Source organism: uncultured Thiodictyon sp. (assembly GCF_903828115.1).
GTDB lineage: Bacteria > Pseudomonadota > Gammaproteobacteria > Chromatiales > Chromatiaceae > Thiodictyon.
Map to the genome: position 1 here is coordinate 12,328 of NZ_CAIKKU010000645.1, position 25,443 is coordinate 37,770.

The 25,443-nt window shown below is 66.0% G+C and carries 18 protein-coding genes and 1 pseudogene; 12 read left to right on the plus strand and 7 right to left on the minus strand.

Annotated features, from left to right (window positions below):
* Positions 1–131 precede the first annotated feature (131 nt).
* From QZY48_RS24460 to QZY48_RS24470, 3 genes are all read right to left on the minus strand, one after another.
* Positions 132–1,304, minus strand: a complete 1,173-nt coding sequence (locus tag QZY48_RS24460; protein ID WP_295435986.1) for a hypothetical protein — start codon at positions 1,302–1,304, stop codon at positions 132–134.
* Between the two features lie 116 nt (positions 1,305–1,420).
* Entirely contained in the window at positions 1,421–2,647 is a 1,227-nt protein-coding gene (locus QZY48_RS24465; RefSeq protein ID WP_295435987.1) for a hypothetical protein, read from the minus strand.
* Between the two features lie 177 nt (positions 2,648–2,824).
* Complete coding sequence (locus QZY48_RS24470) at positions 2,825–4,006, minus strand: hypothetical protein (RefSeq protein WP_295435988.1); 1,182 nt, start codon at positions 4,004–4,006, stop codon at positions 2,825–2,827.
* Positions 4,007–4,618: 612 nt separating this feature from the next.
* Between QZY48_RS24470 and QZY48_RS24475 the strand changes: the two genes are divergently transcribed.
* The 7 genes from QZY48_RS24475 to QZY48_RS24505 all read left to right on the plus strand — a co-directional run bounded on the left by QZY48_RS24475 (position 4,619) and on the right by QZY48_RS24505 (position 14,015).
* Complete coding sequence (locus tag QZY48_RS24475) at positions 4,619–5,215, plus strand: restriction endonuclease subunit S (protein ID WP_295435990.1); 597 nt, start codon at positions 4,619–4,621, stop codon at positions 5,213–5,215.
* Between the two features lie 87 nt (positions 5,216–5,302).
* Entirely contained in the window at positions 5,303–6,835 is a 1,533-nt protein-coding gene (locus QZY48_RS24480; RefSeq protein ID WP_295435991.1) for a type I restriction-modification system subunit M, read from the plus strand.
* An 11-nt stretch (positions 6,836–6,846) separates the two neighbouring features.
* Positions 6,847–8,118 carry a restriction endonuclease subunit S gene (locus QZY48_RS24485; protein WP_295436014.1) on the plus strand — a complete coding sequence of 424 codons (1,272 nt, stop codon included), beginning with the start codon at positions 6,847–6,849 and terminating at the stop codon, positions 8,116–8,118.
* 388 nt (positions 8,119–8,506) lie between these two features.
* On the plus strand, positions 8,507–8,809 hold the full coding sequence (locus QZY48_RS24490) for a nucleotidyltransferase domain-containing protein (RefSeq protein WP_295435993.1): 303 nt from the start codon (positions 8,507–8,509) through the stop codon (positions 8,807–8,809).
* 71 nt (positions 8,810–8,880) lie between these two features.
* Positions 8,881–10,056 (plus strand): hypothetical protein, encoded by a 1,176-nt coding sequence (locus QZY48_RS24495; protein WP_295435995.1) that lies wholly within the window; start codon positions 8,881–8,883, stop codon positions 10,054–10,056.
* A 27-nt stretch (positions 10,057–10,083) separates the two neighbouring features.
* Entirely contained in the window at positions 10,084–13,281 is a 3,198-nt protein-coding gene (locus tag QZY48_RS24500; protein WP_295435997.1) for an HsdR family type I site-specific deoxyribonuclease, read from the plus strand.
* A complete protein-coding gene (locus tag QZY48_RS24505) occupies positions 13,278–14,015 on the plus strand; it encodes a SprT family zinc-dependent metalloprotease (protein ID WP_295435999.1) in 738 nt (245 codons plus the stop codon). The genes QZY48_RS24500 and QZY48_RS24505 overlap by 4 nt, the downstream gene beginning before the upstream one ends.
* A 44-nt stretch (positions 14,016–14,059) precedes the next feature.
* Here QZY48_RS24505 and QZY48_RS24510 read toward each other — a convergent pair whose 3' ends face one another.
* The 3 genes from QZY48_RS24510 to QZY48_RS24520 form a co-directional block, all read right to left on the minus strand.
* On the minus strand, positions 14,060–15,589 hold the full coding sequence (locus QZY48_RS24510) for a metallophosphoesterase (RefSeq protein ID WP_295436001.1): 1,530 nt from the start codon (positions 15,587–15,589) through the stop codon (positions 14,060–14,062).
* 272 nt (positions 15,590–15,861) lie between these two features.
* The gene (locus QZY48_RS24515) at positions 15,862–19,506 is read right to left on the minus strand and encodes a 4Fe-4S binding protein (protein ID WP_295436003.1); all 3,645 of its coding nucleotides are present in this window, start codon (positions 19,504–19,506) and stop codon (positions 15,862–15,864) included.
* A 106-nt stretch (positions 19,507–19,612) separates the two neighbouring features.
* Positions 19,613–20,041, minus strand: coding sequence for a TOBE domain-containing protein (locus QZY48_RS24520; RefSeq protein ID WP_295436004.1), 429 nt, complete (start codon positions 20,039–20,041; stop codon positions 19,613–19,615).
* A gap of 311 nt (positions 20,042–20,352) precedes the next feature.
* Between QZY48_RS24520 and modA the strand changes: the two genes are divergently transcribed.
* From modA to QZY48_RS24535, 3 genes are all read left to right on the plus strand, one after another.
* Positions 20,353–21,105, plus strand: a complete 753-nt coding sequence (gene modA / locus QZY48_RS24525; protein ID WP_295436006.1) for a molybdate ABC transporter substrate-binding protein — start codon at positions 20,353–20,355, stop codon at positions 21,103–21,105.
* Positions 21,106–21,679: 574 nt separating this feature from the next.
* Complete coding sequence (locus tag QZY48_RS24530) at positions 21,680–23,368, plus strand: thiamine pyrophosphate-binding protein (protein WP_295436008.1); 1,689 nt, start codon at positions 21,680–21,682, stop codon at positions 23,366–23,368.
* A gap of 341 nt (positions 23,369–23,709) precedes the next feature.
* Positions 23,710–24,021 (plus strand): pyrimidine/purine nucleoside phosphorylase, encoded by a 312-nt coding sequence (locus QZY48_RS24535; protein WP_295436010.1) that lies wholly within the window; start codon positions 23,710–23,712, stop codon positions 24,019–24,021.
* A 39-nt stretch (positions 24,022–24,060) separates the two neighbouring features.
* On the opposite strand, the gene QZY48_RS24540 is transcribed toward QZY48_RS24535, so the two are convergent.
* Positions 24,061–24,324 (minus strand): ferredoxin, encoded by a 264-nt coding sequence (locus tag QZY48_RS24540; RefSeq protein ID WP_295436011.1) that lies wholly within the window; start codon positions 24,322–24,324, stop codon positions 24,061–24,063.
* 258 nt (positions 24,325–24,582) lie between these two features.
* On the opposite strand from QZY48_RS24540, the pseudogene QZY48_RS34995 reads away from it, so the two are divergent.
* Together QZY48_RS34995 and QZY48_RS35000 are read left to right on the plus strand one after the other, a co-directional pair.
* Positions 24,583–24,924, plus strand: a pseudogene (locus QZY48_RS34995) (hypothetical protein); the annotation flags it as partial.
* 232 nt (positions 24,925–25,156) lie between these two features.
* On the plus strand, positions 25,157–25,276 hold the full coding sequence (locus QZY48_RS35000; RefSeq protein WP_366929767.1) for a DUF3298 domain-containing protein: 120 nt from the start codon (positions 25,157–25,159) through the stop codon (positions 25,274–25,276).
* The last annotated feature ends 167 nt before the right edge of the window (positions 25,277–25,443 follow it).

Sequence of the window (25,443 nt, forward strand, 5' to 3'; positions counted from 1 at the left end):
GGTCCGGCGGCGGTGGCCTGCCGGGCGGCGGTCGAGCTTGCGTCCGACCTTGAGGGTCAGGGTTTCCTGCACAGCAACCAGGGATCAGCCCGCTTGACCGCCGTCAGGTATTTTGGGAGTGCGCATGGGATTCACTTCCGGTTGCACTGCCGGTCTTCGTCAGAGGATGAGTGGCGCACAATGCGCCACATGATCAGCGCCGCCGACGCCGCCAACACCAGCCACGCGAGAGGCTGCCAAGGGTCCTTGTATTCAAGCAATGGCAGCGCCAAGGCGAATCCGGCAAGCAGCGCGGCAATCCACGCGGCGGCTGAGACTCCCTTATCCATCCGATGCTGCCGGACCGACTGAACGTACTCGTCCGCACGCTCCATTTCGTCCTTGACCTCCGCATATTCGGGCGCAATGTCCAGGACTGCCACCTGCTTGGCGAATATCTCTTTGCCTTGAATCGCAAGGGTGACCTCGCGAAACCAGTAGCAGTTGGTAAACTCGATGAAATCGCGTCGCAAATCGCGAAAGGCCGAGCCGGGATCTTGCTTGTTCGACTGGATCAGCAACCGGGTGGCATGGGTGATCCGGCGATTGTAATTGCGCAGGGTGAGCTGGTATAAAAGCGCCAGGATGAGCATCCGCTCGTAGTGATAGGGAACGTGCTCGGCGGCGATCACGTCGGAGAAGAATCCACCGAAGCCGAGGTAGGCGTTGGCATAGGGACAGAAGCCTAGATAGGTACCGAGTGCGCGCCAGCGGTCCAGACGATGGGCGTGGGCGCTTTCGCGGCTGTAGTCAGGGTCATAGGCATAGCCGCCGATGGACTGGAAGGTGTCCGATCCGCGATCGACATAGAGCGCCAGACTGAACAGCCGGTCCGCTTCCTGTCGTTCCCCAGGATCACTCGGCGCCGGACCGGCAAGGCCGTAGGCGACGTTGACGAACATCCGTTCCTCGGAGAGGTTTTGAACCCTCAATAGGCGGGCCAAGTGCTGAACCTGGTCCGGCTGCCGCGGGTCGTCAGCGAGGAACTGGGCGAGCAGGTGCAGCACGATGGGGGAGACATTGGCACCGAAAGGGAACTCTTTGATCACTTTTCCATTGTGAATCAGCGTTTGGGCGTCGAATTTCTGCTCGTCGAGCTGTTCGATGAAGCTTGGGAAAAGGATGCGCGCGTGCTTGGTAAAGCGCAGCCAATGGTCCAGCCGCAGCTGTTCGATGCGTGCAAAGACTGCCCTTGGGGTATCGAAGATGGGACGCCACCAGCGGTCGTGGTGATAAGCCAGGGCCTCTGCCCCGTCGATCCGCATGGGGTTGTCCGCGGGTTCGACACGAATGGCGAGGAGGTACAGGTCGTTATAGTACCGATAGAGCGAGACGTCGCAGATCTTGGCCTCGGGACCCGGTGCGTCACCGCGGGGTCCGTTCAGCCGCCAACGCAGGTCGTCGAGAGCATCCGATCGGAGCCGCCAGCGCTGGACGGGACAGGGGGTATCTGGGTCGTCAGGGGATAGTGGTCGCCGCGCGTCCTGCGCATCGAACAGGAGGTCCCGTAGCAGCGGGAGAAAATAGAGGTAGGCTGGGTCTCACACTGACGCTCATGATCAGCCTGCGTGGGGAGACTGCCGGGGTCCACTACGGCGAGCCGGTGGCGGCGGATGTCACCCGCCTGCTCTTTGCGCGCCAGGGCCTTGCGAAAGCGCGTGGCGTGGATAGCCGGATCGGGCTTGAGTTCGGAGGACTCGTGCAAATCCAGCGGCAGGAGGAAGGTGCAGCCGTAATGGAGCAAAGGGCGGGAGGTCCCGCCGAGGAGGGCGAAAATCCGCGACATCAGGTGATCGAAGGGGGGTGCGGGATGGCCCTTGCGGGCGTCAGCGCCGAAGAAGCACCCGAGATTGCCGCCGCCCAGCCACAGTTGGAGGCCATTGCTAAGTGCAAGGTCGGTCAGCAGCGACCTGAGTGCGTCGCGGGCGGCAGCGTGGCCGGCAAAGCGGACAGCGCGGATGGAGGCTGGGTCCTGATCAGCATGAAAGACTGCCAGGACCTGAAGCAGTTGGACCGGTCGGTGCTGATCCGCGGCCTCGGTGTAATCCTCTGCCGTGGGTTCCTGGGCGGCTTCCAGGAGGACGTTGGCTAGACGTTTCGGGGCGAAGTACAGGGTCAGGTCGCCCAGCCGACGGGGGTTCGCAGCAACGAAGCCGCGCGCCTCATCTAGCAGATCCGCGTCGCCGCGGATCACGCACTCCTCCTGTCGTAGCGCCTGAGCGCGGGCGTAGGACACTCCGGCGCGTGACAGTCCGGGATAAAAGTCCCGATCCGCAATAGCGACCTCGTACTCGGCAGTGGTCAGTTCATAGCCGACGAGTGCTGCAAACTGCTCCAGGGCACTCGGCATTGGGCCGTCGCTTGCCGGTCCGTGGTGATCGACCATATGGACCTGCTTGCCCGCCGCCTCCAGGAAATCCTGACCGGTGGCCCCAGGCAACTCGATTACGATGACGTGTCGGCGCAACGAATCCAGGTCCGGATGTTGGCGCAGTGCGTCATCCAGGGTAACCCCCCAGTCCCCCGCGACCTCCCGGATATCCAACTGCAAGCGGACCGCGATATCGAGGATGCAGTCACTTTCCAGGTCGTTCCTCGGACAGATCAACGAAACTTGGTCTGTGGGCAGCACGCGTGCGCCTCCCTGTGAGTGGTTGGCATTCGGCAGTGTCCGCCCGCAGGGTCACGGGCGCGCCTCGTTAATACCACATAGTCGGCTACCGGCACCAGATCTGCACCCGGAAATTATGTTATATGCGCTACGCTCGTCCCGGCACAGCACCCGTCAGGCCGAGGACCACCGCCGGGCGCTCGCCGTCGCGCTCGACTCCCGCCCCGAGATGGATTCCAGGATCAGATAGTCGAAACGGTTTTCCTCGCGCGTCACGTCCTTGACGGCTTCAGCGAGGTTTTTCGCCGTGGCGGTCGCTTCCGCGATCGGGGTCTTGTGGCTGCAAAAGACGATCCCGCCGGCGTGGGTCAGTGGTTTGCCGGACACGTCTGCCGCAGCAGGCGCAGGGTCGCCGCCGTGCCTGGAGTCACCGGACAGCGCAGACGGATCGGGAGGCGTGACCCAATCGGTGCTCACCTCGTAGAACCGTTGCAGGGTCTCCATGCCCTTCCAGGCCGGAACGACCAACAGGATCTCATCGCCGCCCCACAGCAGGATCTCCAGGCGCAGCGCGGCGTCACCGATGCGGAAATCAGGGTCCTGGCGGGCGTGCTCGATGAGGTGGCACAGGAAGCGGCGGCGATAGCCCTGGACGCAGTCGTCGAACGCGCCCCGGGCCGCGGCGGTGTCCGAGTAACCCTTTTTCAGGGTGCCGAATTGGTTGCCGTCCAGGTAGATGACGGCGATCTTGCCGGCCAGATTGCCGTAGCGGCCGTCGGGGTCCACGGACAACTCCTCCAGATGGTCGGCGGTTTCGACCTTGTACGCGGCCCCTAAGGTGTTTTCGAGGAAACGCTCGCGCTGCGCTCGCCCCGCGGCGAGCCGATCCGCCACGGATGCCGAAACCCGGTGGCCCGGTTTGAATGGCACCGCCGCGGGGCGCACCCGATCGAGCGCGCAGACCCCACCCGTGGTGGCAACGGCCACGGGCACAGCCACCGTGGGTTGCTGAAACTGCCGGAAGCGGTTGCGCGCGATGACCTCCGCGAGGGCCGCGGCGAACCCGCGGTCGAGTGGGGCGGTATCGACGACAAAGGTGACGTGGGGATAGGTGTTGCTGAGGTACGCGGCCATGGCGGTGACGAGCCCGTCAGGATCGCCGGATTCCACCTCGAAGAGACCCACTGAGGCCTCGACCGTGACCTTGCGCAGGGATGGAAAGCGCACTGGCAAGTCGCGGGCGGCCGTGCGCAGCATCGCCGAGGCCCCGCGGCGGACGCTGATGTTGTCGGTGTCGTCCAGGACGGCCGCGAGATTGACTCCCTCGACCCGGATCAAATGCGTCGCGACACTCATCCCTTATCCTCCCATGTTGTGTTTGGCGTTCCTCGGGGCCGCCGCGCCCGCGGCGCGCCGCGACGGGCGCAGCAGTGCGGGAAACGTCACGGTGGCGGTGGTCAAGCGTCCGCCGCGGAGCGCCGCGAGCAAGACGTCTTTCATCCCCGGATGTGCGGATATTAGCACGGGTAGTGCTGGCCCGGTAACGGCGCGAGGCGATGCGGCAGCCAGACGATCATCCATCGGCCGGACAATCGCTTGAGATGGCATCGCAGGGACTCGTCGGCGGTTGCGGCGGCCTGGCCGGCGCGCCGATGCAGCACGGCCGCCACCCATCCTCGTCCCTACCCTGATGATGCTAACCCGCACAGACGAAAACGGACGAACCGCAAAACTCCGAAATTGTATTGACGCTGGGGCGTTGCCGGCCGTACCCTGAGCACTGTCGGTGCTATGCCCCGACACCACAACGAAAGCCCACTGGGGAGAGGTAGCGACCATGATGCAGCAACCAACCGACAGCGGCGGGCCTGCCGCGCCTGTGCAACGGCGGCAGCGGGCCATCACGCGTGATCTGATCGCCCAGCACCCACCGGGCTGTAACGGGTAGGCGGTCGGGACGCCACGACCGTGATAACCCAGCACACGCCGCTCGGCGAGGTCGTCGCGGTCCTGCCCGGCTACGCGCTCAAGGGCCGGGTCGAGCCCGCATCCGACGGGCGTTACCAGCTCATCCAGGGCCGCCACCTGACCCCGGGCGAGCCCTACCGCTACGCGCCTGAACACCGGCTGCGCATCACCCCGCAGCGCCCGGCCGAGCCCTATCGCGTGCGCCCCGGCGATGTGCTGCTGGCATCCCGCGGCAACCTCAACTATGCGGTCGCGCTGCTTGCGGTGCCGGAGCCGACCATCGCCCCGGCGACCTTCTATATCCTGCGGCCCGGGCCGCGGGTCGACCCGGCCTATCTCGCCTGGGTGCTGGAGCAACCACCGGTGCAGGCGCAGATGGCCCAGGTCCGCACCACCGGGGCCGCCACGCCGATCCTGCAACGCGCGGACTTCAAGGCGGTGCGCATCCCGCTCCCGCCGCTGGCGCGGCAAGCGTGCATTGCCGCGGTGGCGGCCTTGATGGGACAGGAGCGCCGCTTGTTGCGCCAACTCGACGCGGCCACCGCCCGCTATCACGAGGCCATCGGCCGCGCCTTACTCGCGGAGCCTGCCGATTGACGCCTCCACCACCGCCACCAGTACGCCACGGGGCCGCGCGAACAGCCACCGCGCGCCCTGCCCGACCGCCCCACGGACCCTGACCCCATGAGCACGACCGACCAACCGACCCAGATCCAGCAGAGCGAGATCAACGACATCCTCTGGCGCGCCTGCGACACCTTCCGCGGCACCATCGACGCCTCGGACTACAAGAACTATGTCCTGGTGATGCTGTTCGTGAAGTACATCTCCGATGTCTGGAAGGACCACTACGCGGAGTACAAGCGCGAGTTCGGAGCCGATGAGGCGCGCATCCACCGCAAGCTGGCGCGCGAACGCTTTGTGCTCGCGCACTCGTGCAGCTTCGACCACCTCTATGCCAACCGCGAGAAGCCCAACCTGGGCGAGCTGATCAACATCGCCCTGGAGCGCATCGAGCTCGACAACAAGGCGAAGCTCATCAACGTCTTTCGCAACGTCGACTACAACTCTGAGGCGCTGCTCGGCGACACCAGGAAGCGCAACCGCATCTTGAAGAGCCTGCTGGAGGACTTCGCCGACCCGCGGCTGGATTTGCGGCCCTCACGGATCGGCACGCTGGACGTCATCGGCAACGCTTATGAATACCTGATCGGCCGCTTTGCCGCCAGCGCCGGCAAGAAGGCCGGCGAGTTCTACACCCCGCCCGAGGTCTCGCTGCTGATCGCGCAGTTGGTCGCCCCGCAGCCCGGCGAGCGCATCTGCGACCCGGCCTGCGGCTCGGGCTCGCTGCTGCTCAAATGCGCCGAGCAGGTCGGCAGCGACAACTACTCGCTGTACGGGCAGGAGGCCATCAGCGGCACCTGGGCGCTGTGCATGATGAACATGTTCCTGCACAGCGTGAACAACCCGCGCATCGAGTGGGGCGACACCCTGCTGGACCCCAAGCTGCTGGAGCGCGACCACCTCATGCGCTTCGAGGTGGTGGTGGCCAATCCGCCCTTCTCACTCGACAAGTGGGGCGCCGACCAGGCCCACAAGGAACAGAAGCGCCACCACCGCTGGCACCGCGGGGTACCGCCCAAGAGCAAGGGCGATTACGCCTTCATCAGCCACATGATCGAGACCACCACCGAGGGCACCGGCCGCGTCGGCGTGGTGGTGCCCCATGGGGTGCTGTTCCGCGCCGGCGGCGAGGGCACCATCCGCCGCGCCCTGATCGAGGAAAACCTGCTCGATGCCGTCATCGGCCTGCCGCCCAACCTGTTCTACGGCACCGGCATCCCGGCCGCGATCCTGGTCTTTCGCCGCGACCGCGGCCACGGGCCCGGGGCGCGCACCGATGTGCTGTTCATCGACGCCAGCCGGGAGTTTGCGCAGGACAAGAACCAGAACCGGCTGCGGGCCGATGTGGATGTGCCGAAGATCGTCGCGGCCTACCGGGCGCGGGTGAATGTGCACCAGTATGCCTATGTCGCCGGTCGGGAGGAGATGGCCAAGAACGACTTCAACCTGAACATTGCGCGTTATGTCGATACCTTTGAGGAAGCCGATGAGGTCGATATTGGGGCGGTGCAGCAGGAGATCGCCAGCATTGAGGCTGAGTTGACGAAAGTACGTCAAGAGATGGCGGGGGCGTTACGGGAGTTGGGGTTGTGACATCTTCCGATATGCAAGAGCCAAGGTCTCGTTTCCTCAGTAGATTATTCAAACATTACCACCTTTGCGGGGTTCCACCAGGCTGGCGAATTGTCCGCCTTGCCGATCACACAATTTTCGGAACTGGGCATACCCCGAACAAAAAGGTGCCAAGCTACTGGGATGGTAGCATCCCCTGGGTTTCACTTGCGGACTCGTTTCGCCTGGATCAAGTCACCATTGAAAATACCGTAAGCACCATTAGTGCACTCGGAATTCGGAATTCGTCGGCCGTCGTACATCCAGCAGGTACCGTAATCCTTTCTCGTGATGCCGGCGTTGGGAAATCGGCAATCCTCGGCAAAGACATGGCAGTCAGCCAGCATTTCGTAACCTGGAAGCCAGGAAACGATCTCAACGGCCTATTCCTCTACTACTGGCTGCAATTAATGAAATGCGAGTTCGAAATGGTTGCAGTTGGATCAACGATTAAGACGATCGGTATGCCCTACTTTCGGTCTATGGAGATCCTGTTGCCGCCGAAGAAGGAGCAAGATTGGATGGCTGATGCCATGTATCGCTACGACCACGCCATTGCACTCGCCGAACGCCTGATCGCTGGCGAGATGAAGCTGCGCAAGGGCCTGATGTACCAACTGTCGACCGGCAAGCGGCGGTTTCCAGGGTTCTCCGAGCCGTGGCGGGAGGTAGCTTTGGGCGAGGTGACAACCGAATCGAGTCGTCGTAACAACGGCGAACTCGACCGGACAACGGTTCGGGCAGTAACCAATTCGGTCGGCATGATCCCCATGCGCGAACAGACCATCGCCGAATCGCTGGGTCGGTATAAGATCATCGAACCGCGCGCCTTCGCCTATAACCCGATGCGTATCAATGTCGGCTCCTTGTGCATGTGGACAGGCGACTCCCCGGCCTTGGTGAGCCCCGACTATGTGGTGTTTGCCTGCAATGAGAGTCAACTGGACGCGACTTATTTCGACTATTTGCGCCAAACGCATCGCTGGGCGCATTACATGACCGCCGGCGGCAACGGCAGCGTGCGCATCCGCATCTATTACACGGACTTGGCCGCGCTGCGATTCGTGATCCCGCCATACGCCGAACAGGTCCGCATCGGCCGTTTTCTTGGCAGCATGGACCGCGAATTGGCCCTGCTCCGCGCCCAACTCGCCGCCCTCAAGACCCAGAAAAAGGGCCTGATGCAGCAACTCCTGACCGGCAAGGTGCGGGTACCGCTGCCCGCACCGACGCCGGAGGACCAGGCCGCGGCGGTAGTCGCATGAGTGCGCAACTGACCTCGATCTTCGCTCCAACCACTGGAGGTCGAGGCTTTAGCCGGCCCGGCGCGCAAACGCCACTGATTTCTCTTGGATTTGCCGGGAACCGCCACCGGCTAAAGCCTCGACCTCCGGTTGCGGACGGACCGCCGCTGGCCGAGACGATGATAAGGTTCAGGGTCAGTTCGTCAGTACGCGCGCGCATGCCGAGCGTCCGACAGGTGTCGGGAAGGGTTGACGCAACTCCGTGCCAATTTTTCCTGATGCCGTTGAACGAGACAGTCACAGGGCCTATAATTTCCCAGACAGACCCGCCACGCCTCTCCGAGCCTGGAAGTAATTCCAGACAAGTGATGCGCAACCATGGCGGGTATTTTTTTGCCTGGGGTTTGCTATGCACCGCGCCATGAATCTCAACGTAGACGCCCTGGCTCAATTCTGTAAACGACACCACATTCGGCGTCTGTCCCTGTTTGGGTCGCAGTTGAAGGGGACGGCGCGCAGCGATAGCGACCTTGATCTATTGGTTGAGTTTGAACCGGAGCATATGCCCGGCCTGCTGGGTATTTCCGGCATGGAGATCGAGTTGTCGGACTTGCTCGGAGGCAAGCGTGTCGATCTACGCACAGCGGCGGACCTGTCTCACTATTTCCGTGACGAGGTGGTACGCATGGCCGAGGTTCAGTATGCAAGATGAGGATCTCATCCGCGCGCAGGATGGACCGCGTGATGAGCGCTGCAAAGTCGTCGCGTAGCTACCGACCGCCGATGCTCGACGAGAAACCGGAGACCCTGTTCGACTGGCTGAGTCGGGAAGGTCTGGTGGGCCACGGCGGGACGATGGATATCCCAGCGGTCGACCTGGCACACCCCACGCTGCTGGACGGCGCCAGCCTGACCCTGGCGGAGCCGACGGCCCGGGGGCATCGGGCGAAGCCGCTGACATCCAAGGATCGCAAAGAATTGAAGGAAAAATTCGGCAACGTTGTACCCGTTGGTGTCGAGCCGGAGGCCGTCTGGCAAGCGGTCAAGCAGCCAGCGCTTGCGGTGCGGGCCTTGGACTGGAAGAAGCTGCCCGCCGATGCGATGGCCTTCTACCGGCCGTTCCACTTTCCGCCCTTCAATCAGTGGGGCATCTATCTTCTGGTGGAACCACTTCTGGAGTACATCGAGCGCCTGCAAGTGTTGGCGCAGGCGCTCAAGCTGTATTCCCCGGAAACGCTCGCGCATCTGGTGTTGTTCGAGGTCTTCCATCACGAGTTTTTCCATCACATGGCGGAGTCCACCGCTACCTATTTGGAGATTATCGGCGCTGGATTGAATGTCAACTGGCCCGTGTATCTCACTTATCGAGAGCGCACACGAGCGGCCGGCTTCGGTGATCCGCACGCGCCGTTGGAAGAGGCCCTCGCGAACGCTTACGCACACAATGCGCTCGGTTTTCTGGCGCGGGTGAAGGCCGGCTATAAGACCGCCGTGATCGGCGCCTACCAAGTGGCGCTGGAGCGCCACTGGGCGCTTGAACCGGCTGGGTATTGTGACGCCGGTTGCTTCATCGGCGGCGGCTATGTGGCGGGGGGCGCCGCCCTGATCGCGCAGATGCTCGGCGAGCCGGCGGCGGTCGATCATGCCCCGCTGAGCTGTCTGGCCAAGCATCTTATGCCGAACGGCTTTACTGCACTGGTGCAGAAGCCGGACATTCCGACCTATCTCGTCGGCACCGACGAGCAATTAAAACGGCTTTCCGCGTTGGTGCCGGCCCCGAACGAAGCCTATACGACGCTGTTTTGGCCGTATCGCACCACCGCGTTGGACGAATACGTTGCGCAGAAGAAAGCCGAGGAAGCGCGAAAGAAGGCCGAGGAAACCGCCCGGCGCAAAGCCAACAAGGCCGCTGCTGCCTCAGGCACCCGCGCGCCGAACCAGAAGGACCTGTTTTCCTGACCCGGACGATCACCAGGAATCGATTCAATGCTTGCATCTTCCTACCTTGAGGACCTGGACTCCAAACTCCCCGCCATCCAGGTGCTGGAGTCCCTCGGCTGGACCTACCTGAGCCCGGCGGAGGCGCTGGCGTTGCGCGGCGGCCGGCTGGACCGGACGGTGCTGACCGGGGTCCTGCGGCCCTGGCTCGAAGCACACAACCGCTTCGAGACCCGGGGGGCGGTCTACCCCTTCTCGCCCTACAGCCTCGATGAGGCGCTGCGGCGGCTGCTCGATGTGACCTTCGACGGGCTGATCCACACCAATGAGATCGTCTACAACCTGCTGACCCTGGGCACCAGCCTGGACGAGAGTGTGCTGGGCGAACGCAAGGGCCGCTCGCTGCACTATATCGACTGGGAACATTGGGAACGCAATGTCTTCCATGTCACGGCCGAATTCGCGGTCGAGTGCCGCGCCTCCAAGACCACGCGGCGGCTCGACCTGGTGTTGTTCGTCAACGGCATCCCGTTCGCGGTGATCGAGTGCAAGCGCCGCGACTTGGACCACCCCGGCGGCAAGCCGCAGGTGCAGGTGGCCATCGATTACCTCGATGTCTGCCAGCAGGCCAACGAGATCCCGCACCTGTTCCAGTACGCGCAGGTCCTGCTGGCGACCTCGGTCAACGATGTGTTGTTCGGGACCGTCGGCACCCAGAAGAAGTTCTGGGCGCGCTGGCGCGAGCAGCACGAGGATGTGGCGGCCGTCCAGGCGGCGGCCAACCATCGTCTTGCGCCTGACACACAGCAAAAGCTGTTCGCGTCGGGCCTGAACGCTGTGGCCGATGCCGACGTTGCCTGCCCCTATTTCGCCGCGGCGGGCACTGAGCGCTTGCCGACCGAACAGGATCGGGTGCTGTGGGCCATGCTGCGGCCGGCGCGCTTGCTGGAGTTCGTCTACTGCTATGTCGTGTTCGATGCCGGCACGCGCAAGGTGGCGCGTTACCAGCAGTATTTTGCGGTGCAGGACACCCTGCGGCGGATCGAGGCATTGCACGCGGGGGTGCGCCAGGGCGGCGTGATCTGGCACACCACCGGCAGCGGCAAGTCGCTGACCATGGTGATGCTCGCCAAGGCCCTGGCGGTGCACCCGGGCCTGGTCAACGCGCGCATCGTGCTGGTGACCGATCGTATCGACCTGGACCGCCAGTTGTGGGGGACCTTCCAGGCGTGCGGCAAGACCGCGGTGCGGGCCAAGAGCGGGCAACACCTGGCGGAGTTGATCACCCAGGGGTCGGCGCCGGTGATTACCACGGTGATCGACAAGTTCGAGACGGCCGCCAAGCGTTACAAGCTTTGCGATCCGGACCCGAACACCTTCCTGCTGGTCGACGAGGGCCACCGCAGCAACTACAACGAGACCGCGGCGCTGATGCGCGGGGTCTTCCCCAATGGCTGCTATATCGCCTTCACCGGGACGCCGCTGACGAAAAAGGAGAAGAACACGGCGACGCGCTTCGGCGGCTTCATCCACCGCTACACCATGCGCGAGGCGGTGGCCGACGGGGCGGTGGTACCGTTGGTCTACGAGGGGCGCCTGGTCGAACTGGAGGTGCAGAAGGACGCGCTGGACCGCTGGTTCGAGCGCGTCACCCGGCACCTGAGCGCGGCGCAGACGGCGGATCTCAAGCGGCGGATGGCGAGCGCGGGTGAAATCTCGCGGGCCGAGCAGCGGCTGAAGATGATCGCCTTCGATATCGGCGAACACTTCGTGCAGAACTTCCAGGGGCGGGGGTTGAAGGCGCAATTGGCGGTGGACTCGCGCGAGAGTGCCATCCGCTACCGGCAGTTTTTCGAGGAATTCGGGGCGGTGGAGGTCGCGGTCATCATGTCGAAGCCGGACCTGCGTGTGGAGAACGCACTGGTCAAGACCTTCTGGCAGGCCATGATGGACCGCCACGGCACCGAGAAGCGCTACAACGAGGACACGCTGGCGGCGTTCTCGCGCGCCGACGGGGTGGAAATCCTGATCGTGGTCGACCGGTTGTTGACCGGGTTCGACGAGCCGCGCAACACCGTGCTCTACATCGATAAGGCGCTGCAGGAACATGCCCTGTTGCAGGCGATCGCGCGCGTCAACCGGCTGTTCGAGGGCAAGGATTTCGGCATCTTGATCGACTACCGCGGGGTGCTCGGCAAGCTCAACGAGGCGCTGCGTACCTACGACACGCTGGCGGCGTTCGACCCCAAGGATGTGGACATGACCGGCGCGCTGATCGAGATCGAGGCGGAAATCGCCCAACTGCCGCAGCGCCACACGGACCTGTGGGCGGTGTTCAAGGACGTGGCGAACCAGCGCGACCGCGAGGCGATGGAACGTCACCTGGCGGACGCGGACCTGCGCGCGGACTTCTACGCGGCGCTGCGCGCCTATGTGCGCACGCTGGCGGTCGCCCTGGGCAGTGAGCGCTTCTTTGAACTGGTGACGGCGCAGCGCATCGCCCGTTACAAGGCGGATTTGGCGTTGTTCGTGGGGCTGCGCCAGTCGGTGCAGCAGCGCTACGCGGAAACCGTTGACTACAGCGCCTACGAGCAGCAGGTGCGCAAGCTCATGGACGCGCACATCCAGGCGGCGCCGGACGTGACCGTGCTGACCCCGGCGGTCAACATCTTCGAGGTCGAGGCCTTCAAGAGCGAGGTCGCGCGGGTCAAGGGCGCGGCGGCCAAGGCCGACACCATCGCCAGCCGCGTGCAGCGCACCATCACCGAGCGCATGGACGAAGACCCGGTGATGTTCAAGCGCTTCGCGACCCTGGTGCAGGACGCGATCGACGACTACCGCACCGGGCGCATCGATGCGGTGGAGTACTTGAAGCGTATCCAGGGTTACCAGGACGCCATCGTGCGCGGCTTCGAGGAGGGTATCCCGGAACCGCTGCGCGGGCGGGGCACGGCGCAGGCGTTCTTCGGCATCGTGGCTGAGGTCCTGGAGCGCTACCCGCAGCACGACGCCGCCACCCGTGCGGCCCTGGCGGTGACCATGGCGGTGGCGATCGAGGATCTCGTCACCGCGCGCAGCATCCGCGATTGGATGCACAACGCCGATGTGCAGCAGCAGATGACCAACGCGATCGACGATTACCTGTTCGAGGTGCGCGACCGCGCCGGCCTGGACCTGGCGGCGGCCGACATGGATATGATCATCGAGCGCTGTCTGGACATTGCCCGCAAACGGGCCGCGCGGTGAGCACGGACAGCGCCGCGGCGGTGCCGGCGCACGACCGGGTGCGCTGGGGTCGCACCGAGATTGCCTTCGAGGTCCGCTACACCCGGCGCAAGACGCTCGCGATTACGGTGCATCCGGACTTGCGGGTGTGCGTGGTCGCGCCGCTGGGGGCCGACGCGGCGGCCATCCGCGCCAAGGTGCACAAACGCGCGCCCTGGATCCGCGACCAGTGGCGCGAACTGGAACTGTACCTGCCCAAGCAACCGCCGCGCGCCTATGTCAACGGCGAGACACACCGTTACCTCGGGCGGCAGTACCGCTTGCGCGCAGAACAGGGTGTTGAGGACAGCGTGAAGTGCCTGCGCGGATACTTGCGTGTCACCACCCGCCTGGAGCCCACGCCGGCCTTGGTACAGCGGCGGTTGGAGGCCTGGTATCGCAATCGTGCAGAAGAGGTCTTGCGCGAACGCCTGGCAGCCTGCCACGCCCGCGCCGCGCGCGAGGGGATCGCGCTGCCGACGCTGCACATCAAGCGCATGCACAAGCGCTGGGGCAGTTGCAGCCCGCAGGGCACCATCACGCTGAATCTGGAGCTGATGAAGGCGCCCAAGGAGGGCATCGACTACGTCATCATGCACGAGCTCTGCCACCTGCGCGAGGCGCACCATGGGCCGCGTTTCTGGGCCTTGCTGGCGCGGTTGCTGCCCGGCTTTGAGCAACAGCGGGAGCGGTTGAACCGGATCGCGGCGCAGTAGTGCGGGACGGCGGCGGTAGCGGGCACGCGCGCACTGGCCCAAGGTCACCCGCCTGGTGACACGTCGGTCAGCGGTGCCGCGGGCGGCCCGCTCACTGCACCTGGTAGTCGTCGGGAAACCCCGAGACAACAGGTGGAGAACGATTGCGCGTCGAGATTGGTCAAGGCACAGGCGGGTGACTGCCAACTGCCGGCCGGGATGGGTCCGGGGCTCGCTTCACCGCCGTAATAGGCGATGAATTTGGCGCGCAGGGTCGGATCGGAAATAATTCCAGCCGACAGCAGGTTCAGGCTTGACGGCGTCAGCGGCCCCACGCCGTAGGCCTCCTCGAAGCCATATTCCTTAGTCCACTGCGATTTGCCGCCCGTGCCGGTTGCTTCTTTGTAGGTCATTGTCACGTAGTCGACCGGTGCGCCGGTGGACCGATCATAGCGGTAGACCTGGTATCCGGGATTGTTTCCGTAGATCGGACTGATGGACGGGACCACGCGCTCGAACGCGAACGGTTTACCCTGCTCGTCCGCCAGGACACGAAACTCGTCCATGTGCGTGTGGCCGGAAAAGATCGCCGTGATCCGCTCGGGATAGCGCCGCAGGATGCTGAGGATCGAACGCTCACCGGCGGCCGTGAGATTGCTTTGCGGGGAACCCCTGGTCCGGCACGCCTGGATCGAGGCAAACGCATTGATTCCCAATGGCACATGCATAATCACGGTGACCTGTGCATTCAGCCGCTTCATGCGATACAAGGTCGCCTCCAGCCACAGGCCGAGGGCCGCCGCCGGGTCGGTGTCACGCAAACCGCATTTGTTGTCATAATTGACTGAGAGAAAGAGATTATCCAGTACGACGAAATAGTGGTCGGGGGTCTTGGGATGGGGCAGCACATAGGCGCCGAGTTCGGGGTAGGAGCCAAACCCCCGAGCGTCCCCGGACAGTGCCGCCAGCACGGCGTTAGTATTATAGAGAAAGGCCCCCGCCGGCGCGATCATATAATCCCCGCAGAACGCATCGCTATTGCCCAGGGCGGCGATGATCGGCGTGTGTGGCAGGTGTTTTTTCAAGGCACCTGCAACGTATTCCAGGGTCTTGGTCATGAATCGCTCGTAAGCGGCCGGCGACTTATCCGCGGCGTAGGCGTCATAGCCCTGACGGAACCCGTGGCTGAAAAAATCACCGCCGAAGATCACATAGTCGAGCCGGGCGGCATCCTTGGCAAGCGACTCCAGGGCCGACTTGAACAGCGGAAAGTTGGTATCGCTGCCTGAGGCGCTCGGTGTGGTGATGGATGACGCGGCGAAAATCTCCTCCCAGCGTGATGGCTCGGCGCCGGCCAGACGGGCGACCAGGGACGGGTCGTAGAACGGATCGAAATGGAGATCCGAGATCATGCCGAACCAGCGGTCCTGTTCGGACAAGCGGGCCCAGGTGCCGGCCGCGGCACCGCCGTCCACTGCCGGGGCGGTTGCGACCGGCGCGGCGGTTTCGTCCTGCGCCTGGACGGGCATGCTGAACAGTCCGGGCAGCAGCGCAAGCAGGAGGAAATGGGCGAGCGGATACGGGTGATTAGTCATCGCTTTCTCTTCAGGCGGGTCGCCAAGGCGGCCTTGATCATCGTTTCGGCCAGCGGCCACGTTCTGGAGTCCAAGGCTTCAGCCTTGGTCCTGTCCATCCAAGGCTGCAGCCTTGGACTCCGGCCCGAGGCCGGAACCATGACCAACTATAGTCGCCCGCGAGGCTCCGCGCACCGGTCGCGATCGTCGTTGCGGCCTCAAGGCCCGTAGGGTGCGCCGCGCGCACCCGTGCCACGCGCTGCCATTGGGTCCCTGCGCTGCCGGACTTGGGATCAAGTGCCGCGCGTCGCCAGACAGCGGTGACAGCGGATGCAGTCCAGATCGTGGTCACCCTTGACCCCCAGGTCGCAGTGCTCGAAGCGCCGCCGCGGACCCAGCCGCTGCAACAGCGCCAGCTTGTTGCCCAAGGCGAGGAAGGCCCCCAGAGGGCACAGATAGCGACACCAGAAGCGATAATAGACCAGGGACCCGGCGATGACCGCCCCGGTCAGGACGAGGATCCACCCGCGCAATTGCCCGCCGAAGACCTGCTGCATGGGGTTGAAGGTCGCCCAGGCGCCCTCCCCCGTGGTCCAGACCAGGACCAGGAGCGCGGCCAACAACACAAACTTGAGATAGCGGGCGGCTTGGTCCAGGGACCGGTCCGGACAGGTCCGCAGACCCAGCCGGCGCCCCAGGCGGGAGACGAATTCCTGCAGCGCGCCGAAGGGGCACAGAAAGCCGCACCAGACCTGGCCGAACAGGACCGAGCTGACCGCCACGAAGCCGAGCAGCAGCCAGCGCTGGGGGTTCTCGGCCGGGGCCGCCGCATGGCCCTGGCTGAGGTTCACGAGGTCCAACTCCGTGACCAGGGTATTGAGCCACAGGCCCAGCACGACCAGGGCCGCGGCCAGCAAGAGCAGGCGCGCCCGCGCACTGCCGGAAAAATAGACCGGGAAGAACAGGAGGACCAAGGCGGCCGTGGCGCCCAGCCCCCAATCGGCCCCGCCCCCGGGTGCCGCGGCCGGGGGCGGCAGGGGCCGCCCGAAGGCGACCTGGGTCGCCCGCCGGGCGGCGTCGTTGAGCGTCGCCAGGACCGCCCGACTGGTCACCGTGGCCCCGCTCAGCCCGTCCACCCGCGCCAGCGACAGGGGCGCCTGGGACAGGTCGGCACCGGCCAGCCCGGCGAGCCAGGTCTCGATCCCAACGATATAGGACGGCGTCTCCCGGGAGTCGAGCAGGCGCACCCCGCGCAGGGTCCCGTCGCGCCCGAGCGCGAGCAGCAGTTGGATCGGCCCGGCGAAGCCGCTGACGCCGGGGCCCGCGGCGGCACTCGCGAGCGTCACCGTCTGCGGCTCACCGTCCCCCGCCGCGCCACCGAGATAGTGGACGAAGGGCGACTCGACCGGCGTGAACCGCGCCGAACCGCTGAGCTGCGCCAGGGCCTCCTGATCGAACCGGACCTGCGGCCCCGGGCGCGCCTGGAGCGCCGCCAGGTGCCAGGCATAGACCAGCAGCACGCCATAGAGCAGCCCCCACCCGACCCCCGGCCAGGGAAAGGACGCCCGCGCGCGGGGACCCGGCGGCGCGGCCGGCACCAGGCGGCGGTAGGCCAGCGGCACCAGGGCCAGCAGCGCCGGCACGGCCAGGACGCGGCAGGTCACCGCCACCCCCAGGATCGGGACCATCAGGGCCCCGGTGACCAGCCCGCCCAGGGCCCCACCCAGGCTGTCCGCCGCCATCGCCAGGCCCCCCCCGCGCAGCGCCGAGGCACCGGCCGCGCCTTGACCGAGACCGACACAGAGGGTGAAACCGGCCCCGGCCACCAGCCCCAAGGCCAGCGTCAGGGCGAGATAGCCCGCCTCCCGGGCGCCCTCACCCAGGGTCGCCAGGCCCTCCAGGGCCGTCGGCAGCAGTGTGAGACCAAGGGCCGCGCCCGCCAGCAGGCCCATCAGGTGCAGGTCCGCCCGCCGCCCGGCCGCGAGCGGCCGCGCCGCGCCGCCGCCGAGCGCGAGCCCGGTCATGAAGAGCCCGTTGAGCAGCGCCACCCGCTCGAAGACCAGCCCCACCTGGGCCTGATAACTGAAAAGCAGCGCCAACTGGCCCGCCATGGCGATGAACCCGATCACGACCAGGGCGACGACCCCGCCCGAGCGCCCCCGCGCCGGCCCTGCCCCGCCTTCCAGCAGTGCCCGCACCAGCCACAGGGCGATGAACAGCAGGGGTGGGATCAGATAGGGCCAGGGTCCGAGCCGCTGCAGCCCCTCCAGCCAGTCCACGAATCCGGACCCGCTGAACTGACCCCACAGGACCATATTCAGATAGTAGGTCACCGGCCGGGCGTCGGTATTGACCGCCCCCGCCGCCCCGGCGCCATCGAACCGGGCGTGCAGATAGGCGACCTCCTCCGTTGGCAGCAGGGTCGCGAAGGTCCCGGACGGCAGGGTGTGCCGCGCCGGCGCGGCGGCCAGATAGCGGCGCTGGAGTTCGGCCGCGTCCTCCGTCAGGCGCACGGGGGCGGCGCCGGCACAGAAGACCTGCGGGTTGCCGGGGACCAGGACGACGGTCGGGAAGACCGCCTTCAGGGTCCGGTAGACCGAGCCCGCGTAGCCGCCCACCGCCCGCCCCACATAGTTGGAGGCGGCACTCACCTGGGTGCAGAAAACCCCGCCCGGGGCCAGCCGGGCACGCGCCAGGTCAAAGGCCTCGCGGGTGAAGAAACGGTTGCCGGCGGCGCTCGCGGGGGTAGCGTCCAGGGACAGGATCAGGTCATAGGCGGCCCCGGGTTCGAGCAGGCGCAGGAAGCGGCGGGCGTCGGCGAAGTGCAGGGTCAGGCGCGGGTCATCCAGGGCGGCCCGCCCGGCCTCGTCCAGGTAGGGCCGCACCCGCTCGAAGGCCGCGCGGTCCTGTTCCACCTGATCGATCCGCGTCACCGGGTAGCGCAGGAGCCCCGCCGCCAGCCCGCCCGGGTAGCCGCCCAGGAGCAGGACGCGGCGCGCCGCCTGGTCTTCGCCCTGGGCCTGGGCGAGGAAATAGGCGGCCTGGCGTTCCACCTCCAGGGGCAGGGGGAAACTCTGCTGGACCTGACCGTCCGCCACCACCGAGGTCTGGGGCCCCAGGCGGGCGACGGCCAGATGGCCGTAAGGGGTGTCGAGTGCGTCCAGGAGTTCCATCCCGGGCTGGAGGCTCGCGAAGCGCCAGCGCTCCAGGGCCTGGTCCAGGGGGCGGGCGATGGGGGGCAGCGCCAGCAGCAGGCCGGTGAGGGCCAGGGTCAGGGGGAGCCAGGCGCGCGCCGGGAGGACCATGACAGGCCCCGGGCCAGGGCGCGGCACCGCCAGGAACAAGGCCGTCAGCGCCATGGTGGCGGTCGTGAGGCCCAGGGTCGCAACCGGGCCCAGCCAGCGGATCAGGACGAAGGTGAACAACAGCCCGCCCAGGAGCGCCCCCAGTGCATCCGCCACATAGGTCCGGGCGACCGGCCCCACGACGGCGCCGCGCTCGCCCAAGGCCGCGCAGGTCAGGGCAAAGGCAAACCCGAGCAGCACCCCGCCCGGCAGGTTGACCAGCGTCAGGGCCAGAAACAGGTCGCCCAGGGGGACGAACTCGCTCGCCGACACGTCCAGGAACCAGCGCACGGAGCGCAGGGCCAGGACCTGCCCCACCAGGACCAGCGGCAGGGCGCACAGGATCAGGCGCAGGGCATCGAGCGCCGCCACCCCGGCGTCCACTCCCGGGCGCGCCCCCCGGCGCGCCTCCCAGCCCAGGGCCGCCGCCGCCCCCGCCGCGAGCCACAGCAGCCAGCTCCCGTAGAAGGCCGCCAGACCCACCTCGTTGCCGTAGAAGACCACCAGCCCCTCACGGATCAACACCGCCTGGGCAACCTGGGAAAAGGCGCCTAAGACGAGGATGGCCAGCAGGGCGCGCAGGGGGCTCGGCACGACGCGGACTCGGTGGGGAACGGGGGCGATGCCCCAAGTTTACCGTGAAAGTCGCGCGGCGAGGCAACTGCTGCCCCGCCGCGATATCGGGGTGTAAACGACGCGCTCAGGCCGGGACGCCGAGGATCACGGACGGCGCCTTGAATACCGCCGTGGCCGCCCCGCCCTGCTGCAACCCCAGATCCGCCACCGCGCCGTGCGTGATGGTGGCATAGACCTCGGTGCCGCCGGCCAGGGCAATGGTCACCTCGGCATTCACCGGCCCCAGGTTCAGCGACTTCACGGTTCCCGGCAGACAGTTGCGGGCGCTCAGACGCAGCCCGGAACTGTCGGTCATCACCAGCACCGAGGACGCCTTGACCAGGGCCACGGCCGACGCACCCGTCTTGAGATTCAGCGCCTTGGCGCTTTCATTGGTCACCATGGCGACGATCCTCTCGCCCCCCGGGAGCACCAGTTCCACCTCGCTGTTGACGGCACCGGCCTTGACCGCGCCGACGGTCCCGCTGAACTGATTGCGCGCACTGATTTTCATGATAAATCTCGATAGACGGGAAATGGAATGCCGCGCCATGGGTCCGCTGCGGACCGCGGCGACCCCCCTCAGTTTAGGCCATAGCGAACGCCAGACTCAAGCATAGCGCCCCTTGACGCGGCCTGTGCTTTGACTTTTTAATGGCGCCCGGCGCTATATGCCGCGCTATATAGGGGAAAGGAGTGATGGCGGCCGATCCCCACCGGCGCCCCATCTGATCGGCACCCTCGCGGTCACGGCCGGGTTGGGCGCCTGGTTGGGCGACACCCTTAGTTTTCACCACGAACCAGACACCCAACGGAGCCTCAACCATGAAGCCGATCGGCACACTCTCGCTCGCCCTCGCCCTGCTCGGGGCGGCCCTCGCCGCCCGCGCCGATGAGGTCCAGGTGGCCGTCGCCGCCAATTTCACCGCGCCCATGCAGGAGATCGCCAAGGCCTTCGCGGCGGCCACCGGACACCAGGTTCTCGCCTCCTTCGGGTCCACCGGCAAGTTCTACTCCCAGATCACGAACGGCGCCCCCTTCGAGGCCCTGCTGGCCGCGGATACGCAGACCCCGGCCAAGTTGGAAGAGGACGGGGCGGCGGTGCGCGGGTCCTCCTTCGTCTATGCCGTCGGCAAGCTGGTGCTCTGGAGCGCCAAACCCGACGTCGTGGACAAGCAGGGCAAGGTCCTGAAGGAGGGCAAGTTCGAGCACCTGTCGATCGCCAATCCGAAGCTCGCCCCCTATGGCGCGGCCGGCGTCGAGGTGATGAAGGCAATGGGGGTCTTCGGCGCCGTCGAGCCCAAGCTGGTCCAGGCGGACAACATCGCCCAGGCCTTCCAGTTCATCAGCACGGGCAACGCGGAACTCGGGTTCGTCGCACTCTCCCAGGTCAGCAAGGACGGCAAGATGGCCGCGGGCTCGGCCTGGATCGTGCCGGAGAAGCTGTACCAGCCGATCAACCAGGCGGCGGTGATCCTCGACAAGGGCAAGGGCAAGCCGGCCGTCATCGCCCTGATGGCCTTTCTCAAGGGCGAGCAGGCGCGGGTCATCATCCGTTCGTTCGGTTATGGCATCTGAGGCCCCAGCGTACCGCCGACTGGGCAATCGCTCGCGGCAACCTTGATCGTCGTTACGGGCGCCAGGAAACCGGAGGTCGAGGCTTTACCGTGAAAGTCGCGCCGGGAGCGCGCTCCTCGTCTCCCTCCCCCACTGGGGGAGGGTCGGGGAGAGGGAACGGCCATGGCGCCCGCAACTTTCATCTTTCGGGGTGGCGCGGGCGCCATGGCCGTTAGCTGGCCGGCGATTGTCGGCGCATCCCCGGCGCAACTCAACCGCCCCGGCCCCGTCAGCGGGGACCGCGGGATGGGAGTCCGGCGCGGCGCCTGCCGGCCTGGGGTCCTGGCGCAGCGCACGTCGCGACGCCCGCGGGGTTTACTGACATAATCGGCGCCCACGCGCCGCCCCCCGGTCGCGGTGGACCCGTGCGCCGGCCCCCGCCCCGGTCTGGAGACCATTGACTGCCGCTGAGAGGATCGCCCCATGTGTATCGCCCGCCAACCTGGCCTGATAAACGACCGGCCGCGCTCCGACTGCGACCAGGGGCCCGCTACTGTCTGCCCTACTGCAATGACGCCGCCGGAGGGCCGATAACATGACGCCGTCCGTTGCCGAGTATTGCCTGGCGCGCCTCGCCGACCTGGGTATCGACCGCGTATTCGGGGTCCCCGGGGATTATGCCTTCCCGTTCGATGATGCCATCGACGCCAGCGAGCGCCTCACGTGGATCGTCTGTGCCAATGAGTTGAACGCGGCCTATGCCGCCGACGGCTATGCCCGGATCAATGGCGCGGCCATCCTGTCGACCACCTATGGCGTGGGCGAGCTCAGCGCCCTCAATGGCGTGATGGGGGCGAAGGCGCAGCGGCTGCCGGTCTTTCACATCGTCGGGGGACCCAGCACCCGCATTCAACATCAGCGCCTGAGCACCCACCACAGCCTGGGCGACGGCGTCTTCGGCAATTTTCAGGCCTTGTCGGCCGCCGCGGCCGTGGTGAGCGCCGATCTGACGCCGGACAATGTGGTCGAGGAGATGGAGCGGGTCATTCGCGAGGCGCTGCGTCTGTGCGCCCCCGCCTATATCACGGTGCCCATGGACCTGGCCACGATGCCGCTCATCGGCACGCCGGTCCAGGGCCTTGCCTTGCCGCAGATCAGGAGGGGTTCGAGCACCGCACGCGAACTCACCGCGGCCATCGCCTTTGTGCTTGAGAAACTGCGCTCGGCGACCAATCCCGTGGCCTTGCCCACCCACCTGATCGCGCGCTACGGCCTGGTCGGGCAGTTGCGCGCGTTCCTGGACAAGACCGGGATTGCGTATGCCGCAACACCGATGGACAAGGCGGTGATCCCGGAGTCCCACCCCAATTATCTCGGTTGCTACAGCGGCCTGGACTCGAGTCCCGCCGCGGTGCAACAGCGCGTCGAGGAGGCCGACCTGATTCTGGATATCGGCGGCGTCTGCTTCGCCGACTTCAACACCAGCCTCTGGTCCCAGCACATCGATCCACGGCGGCTGCTGACGCTGGGCGATCGTTTCGTCAGGATGGGGGAAACCGTCTTTGCCGATGTCATGTTGGGGGAGGTCCTGGAAGGCCTGACGCGGGCGACCCCCCAGGTCAGCCCGGCGGCGCGGCCGCCGGCGCCCGGTCTCCTGCCGCTGACGGGGAGCGGCGACGCGGCGATCGGGTCCGCATCCTTCTATCCGCGCCTGCAGCGGATGCTCAAAGCGGGGGATATCCTGGTCGTCGAAACCGGGACCTGCCTGGTGCACGCCGCCGGAATCCTGTTGCCGGACGGGGTCGGCTATGAAACACAAACCCTGTGGGGCTCCATCGGCTGGGCCACCCCCGCCGCCATGGGGATATGCATGGCGAATCCCCGCGGCCGGACCATCCTCGTCACCGGCGACGGCGCCCATCAATTGACGGCGAACGAGCTCGGCGTGATGGGCCGTTACGGCGTCACGCCGATTATTTTTGTGCTGAATAATGGTATCTACGGGGCGGAGGACATACTCAATGCGCGTGGTCACAGCTATGACGAGCTGGCGGCCTGGAATTACCATGAGATCCCCGCGGCCATGGGCTGCGACCACTGGTTTACGGCCAAGGTCAGCACCGTTGCCGAGCTCGAGCGCGCCATCGCCGCGGCCCAGGCGAACGCGGGCGCGTCCTATATCGAGGTGATGATTCCGCGGCTGGAGAGCGAGCCCTTGCCGCGCGCCGTGCAGGATCAGGTCTATAAGACCGCGACGCCGGGCAGTTTGCCGGCGGCCGCCTAGGATGCCCATCGTACTTGGCTTTTCGTTTCTCGTCTTTCGTAACACGCTGTTTGATAAGCCCCAACGAAAAATGAAAAACCGAAAGCTCAAAACCGTTAGGAACAGGAACGTTTCACAAAAGAGCTAGACGCGTCCATTAGGGAATACTCTGAGCGTCGTTGTCGTTGTCGTTGTCGTAATCGAGGTTATCATAGCGCCCTGGATGCTCTCGCACCCCGAATAGCATCGCTTCTCCGATTACGACAACGACAACGACAACGAACCAGAACGACTGTCTTTGTGTTTCGCTTGTTCCAACCACGCGCCCGCGGGCGCCGCCAGTCAGCAGAGGGCTATCAGCCATGTCCGAGTTCAGTCAGGTCACCGTCGTGCGCGAGGCGAATATCTTTTTCGACGGCGGGGTCACCAGCCGCACCGTCCTCTTTCCGGACGGCCGCAGAAAGACGCTGGGCATCATGCAGCCCGGAGAATACGAGTTTACGACCCACAGCGCCGAGTTGATGGAGATCCTGGCGGGCGACCTGGACGTGCAACTCCCCGGCGCCGACGATTGGCAGACCTTCGCGGCCGGGGAGTCGTTCGAGGTCGACGCGCACGCGCGCTTCGGCCTGCGGGTGCGTGCGGTGACCGATTACTGCTGTTCGTTCCTTTAGTCGAGCCCAGGGGCGCCGGTCCGCGGACCGGCGTACGACCTACCACTGGAGACGCTTGCGCAGTTCCTCGCGTTGGGCCTCGGTGGGGCAAAGTACGGCCCCGGCGTCGTCGATGAGTGAGATGGACAGGCTCGGGCAGCCCTCGGCGACCTCCCGCAACACCTTCTCGGGGGCGAGACGGCCGGTGGTGGCGGCCTTGTATTCTTCGCCCACCTCCACCTCGCGGAAGGCATCCGGGCAGACCACCCAGCAGGTCCCGCAGCCGATGCAGGTGGGGATGTCAACGTCGATCTTGGCGATCATAGGGCCGTCTCCTCGCGGCGGTATTTTGGGTTGGGGACCAACGGTACCGGGTCTGCCCGGGGCAAACCGGCGTACCCTTCAAACCTCGCCGCCCCCTTCAGGGCGCATCCGGTCGCGAGTGCCGACCGGCAAGGTATCAGGAGGTCCGTGACAGTGAAGGGTGACACGATAGACGCTTTCGCTCCCTGCAAGCAAACCGACGACGAGAGACCCGCGATGAACCCACACCCCCGCACCCCTTCCCTGGCCGCCCTGGCCATGCTCCTCGCCGCCCTCGGCGGTCTCCCGATCGGGGGCGCGCAGGGCCAGGACCGACCGGCACCGATCGAGGAATCCGGCCAGGGTTTCGACCTCAAGGCGACCGTGCCGGTCTTCACGGCCGCGGGCGCTGACCAGGACGCGGCCGTGGCGGCGGCCAATCGCGCACTGCGCACCGAGATCGAGGCCTTGGTCGCCGCGTTCCGCACCGAGCAGCGGGAAGCAGCCGCCCAGGGGGGGCGCCCGGACGCCGACTGGTCGCTGCTGATCGAGTCCGAGCCGCCCGAGCGCAGCGCCCACTATCTCGCCGTGCTGATCACCGGCTACGACTTCCGGGGCGGCGCCCACGGCCTGCCGATCATCGAGCCGCGGGTCTTCGCCCTGACGGACGGGCGGCGCATCCCGCCCGCCGGCCTGTTCCGCCCGGACGCCGATTGGCTGGGGCACCCTCGCCGGACGCTGTTACGCGGAGCTGAAGCTGCGCGATCTGGCCGGCACGGACGAGGGCTGGCTGCGCGTCGGCACCGAGCCCAAGGCGGAGAACTATCGCCTGCTCCTGCCCGGGCGCGAGGGACTGCGGGTCATCTTCCCGCCCTACGCCGTCGCCGCCTATGTCGAGGGCACCCAGGAGGTATTGATCCCCTACCGGGACCTGACCGGTATCCTGGAACCGACGCTGTTCGGGGCGCCCTGATACTGGTGGATAATGGTTTGTAACGAGTCAAGCACAAGCTAAACACCAACGCAATCGTTGTCGTTGTCGTTGTCGTTGTCGTGATCGTTGTCGTGATCGGAGAACCGATGCAATCAGTGGTGCGGGAGAATCCGCGCAGCTACGATAACCTCGATTACGACAACGAC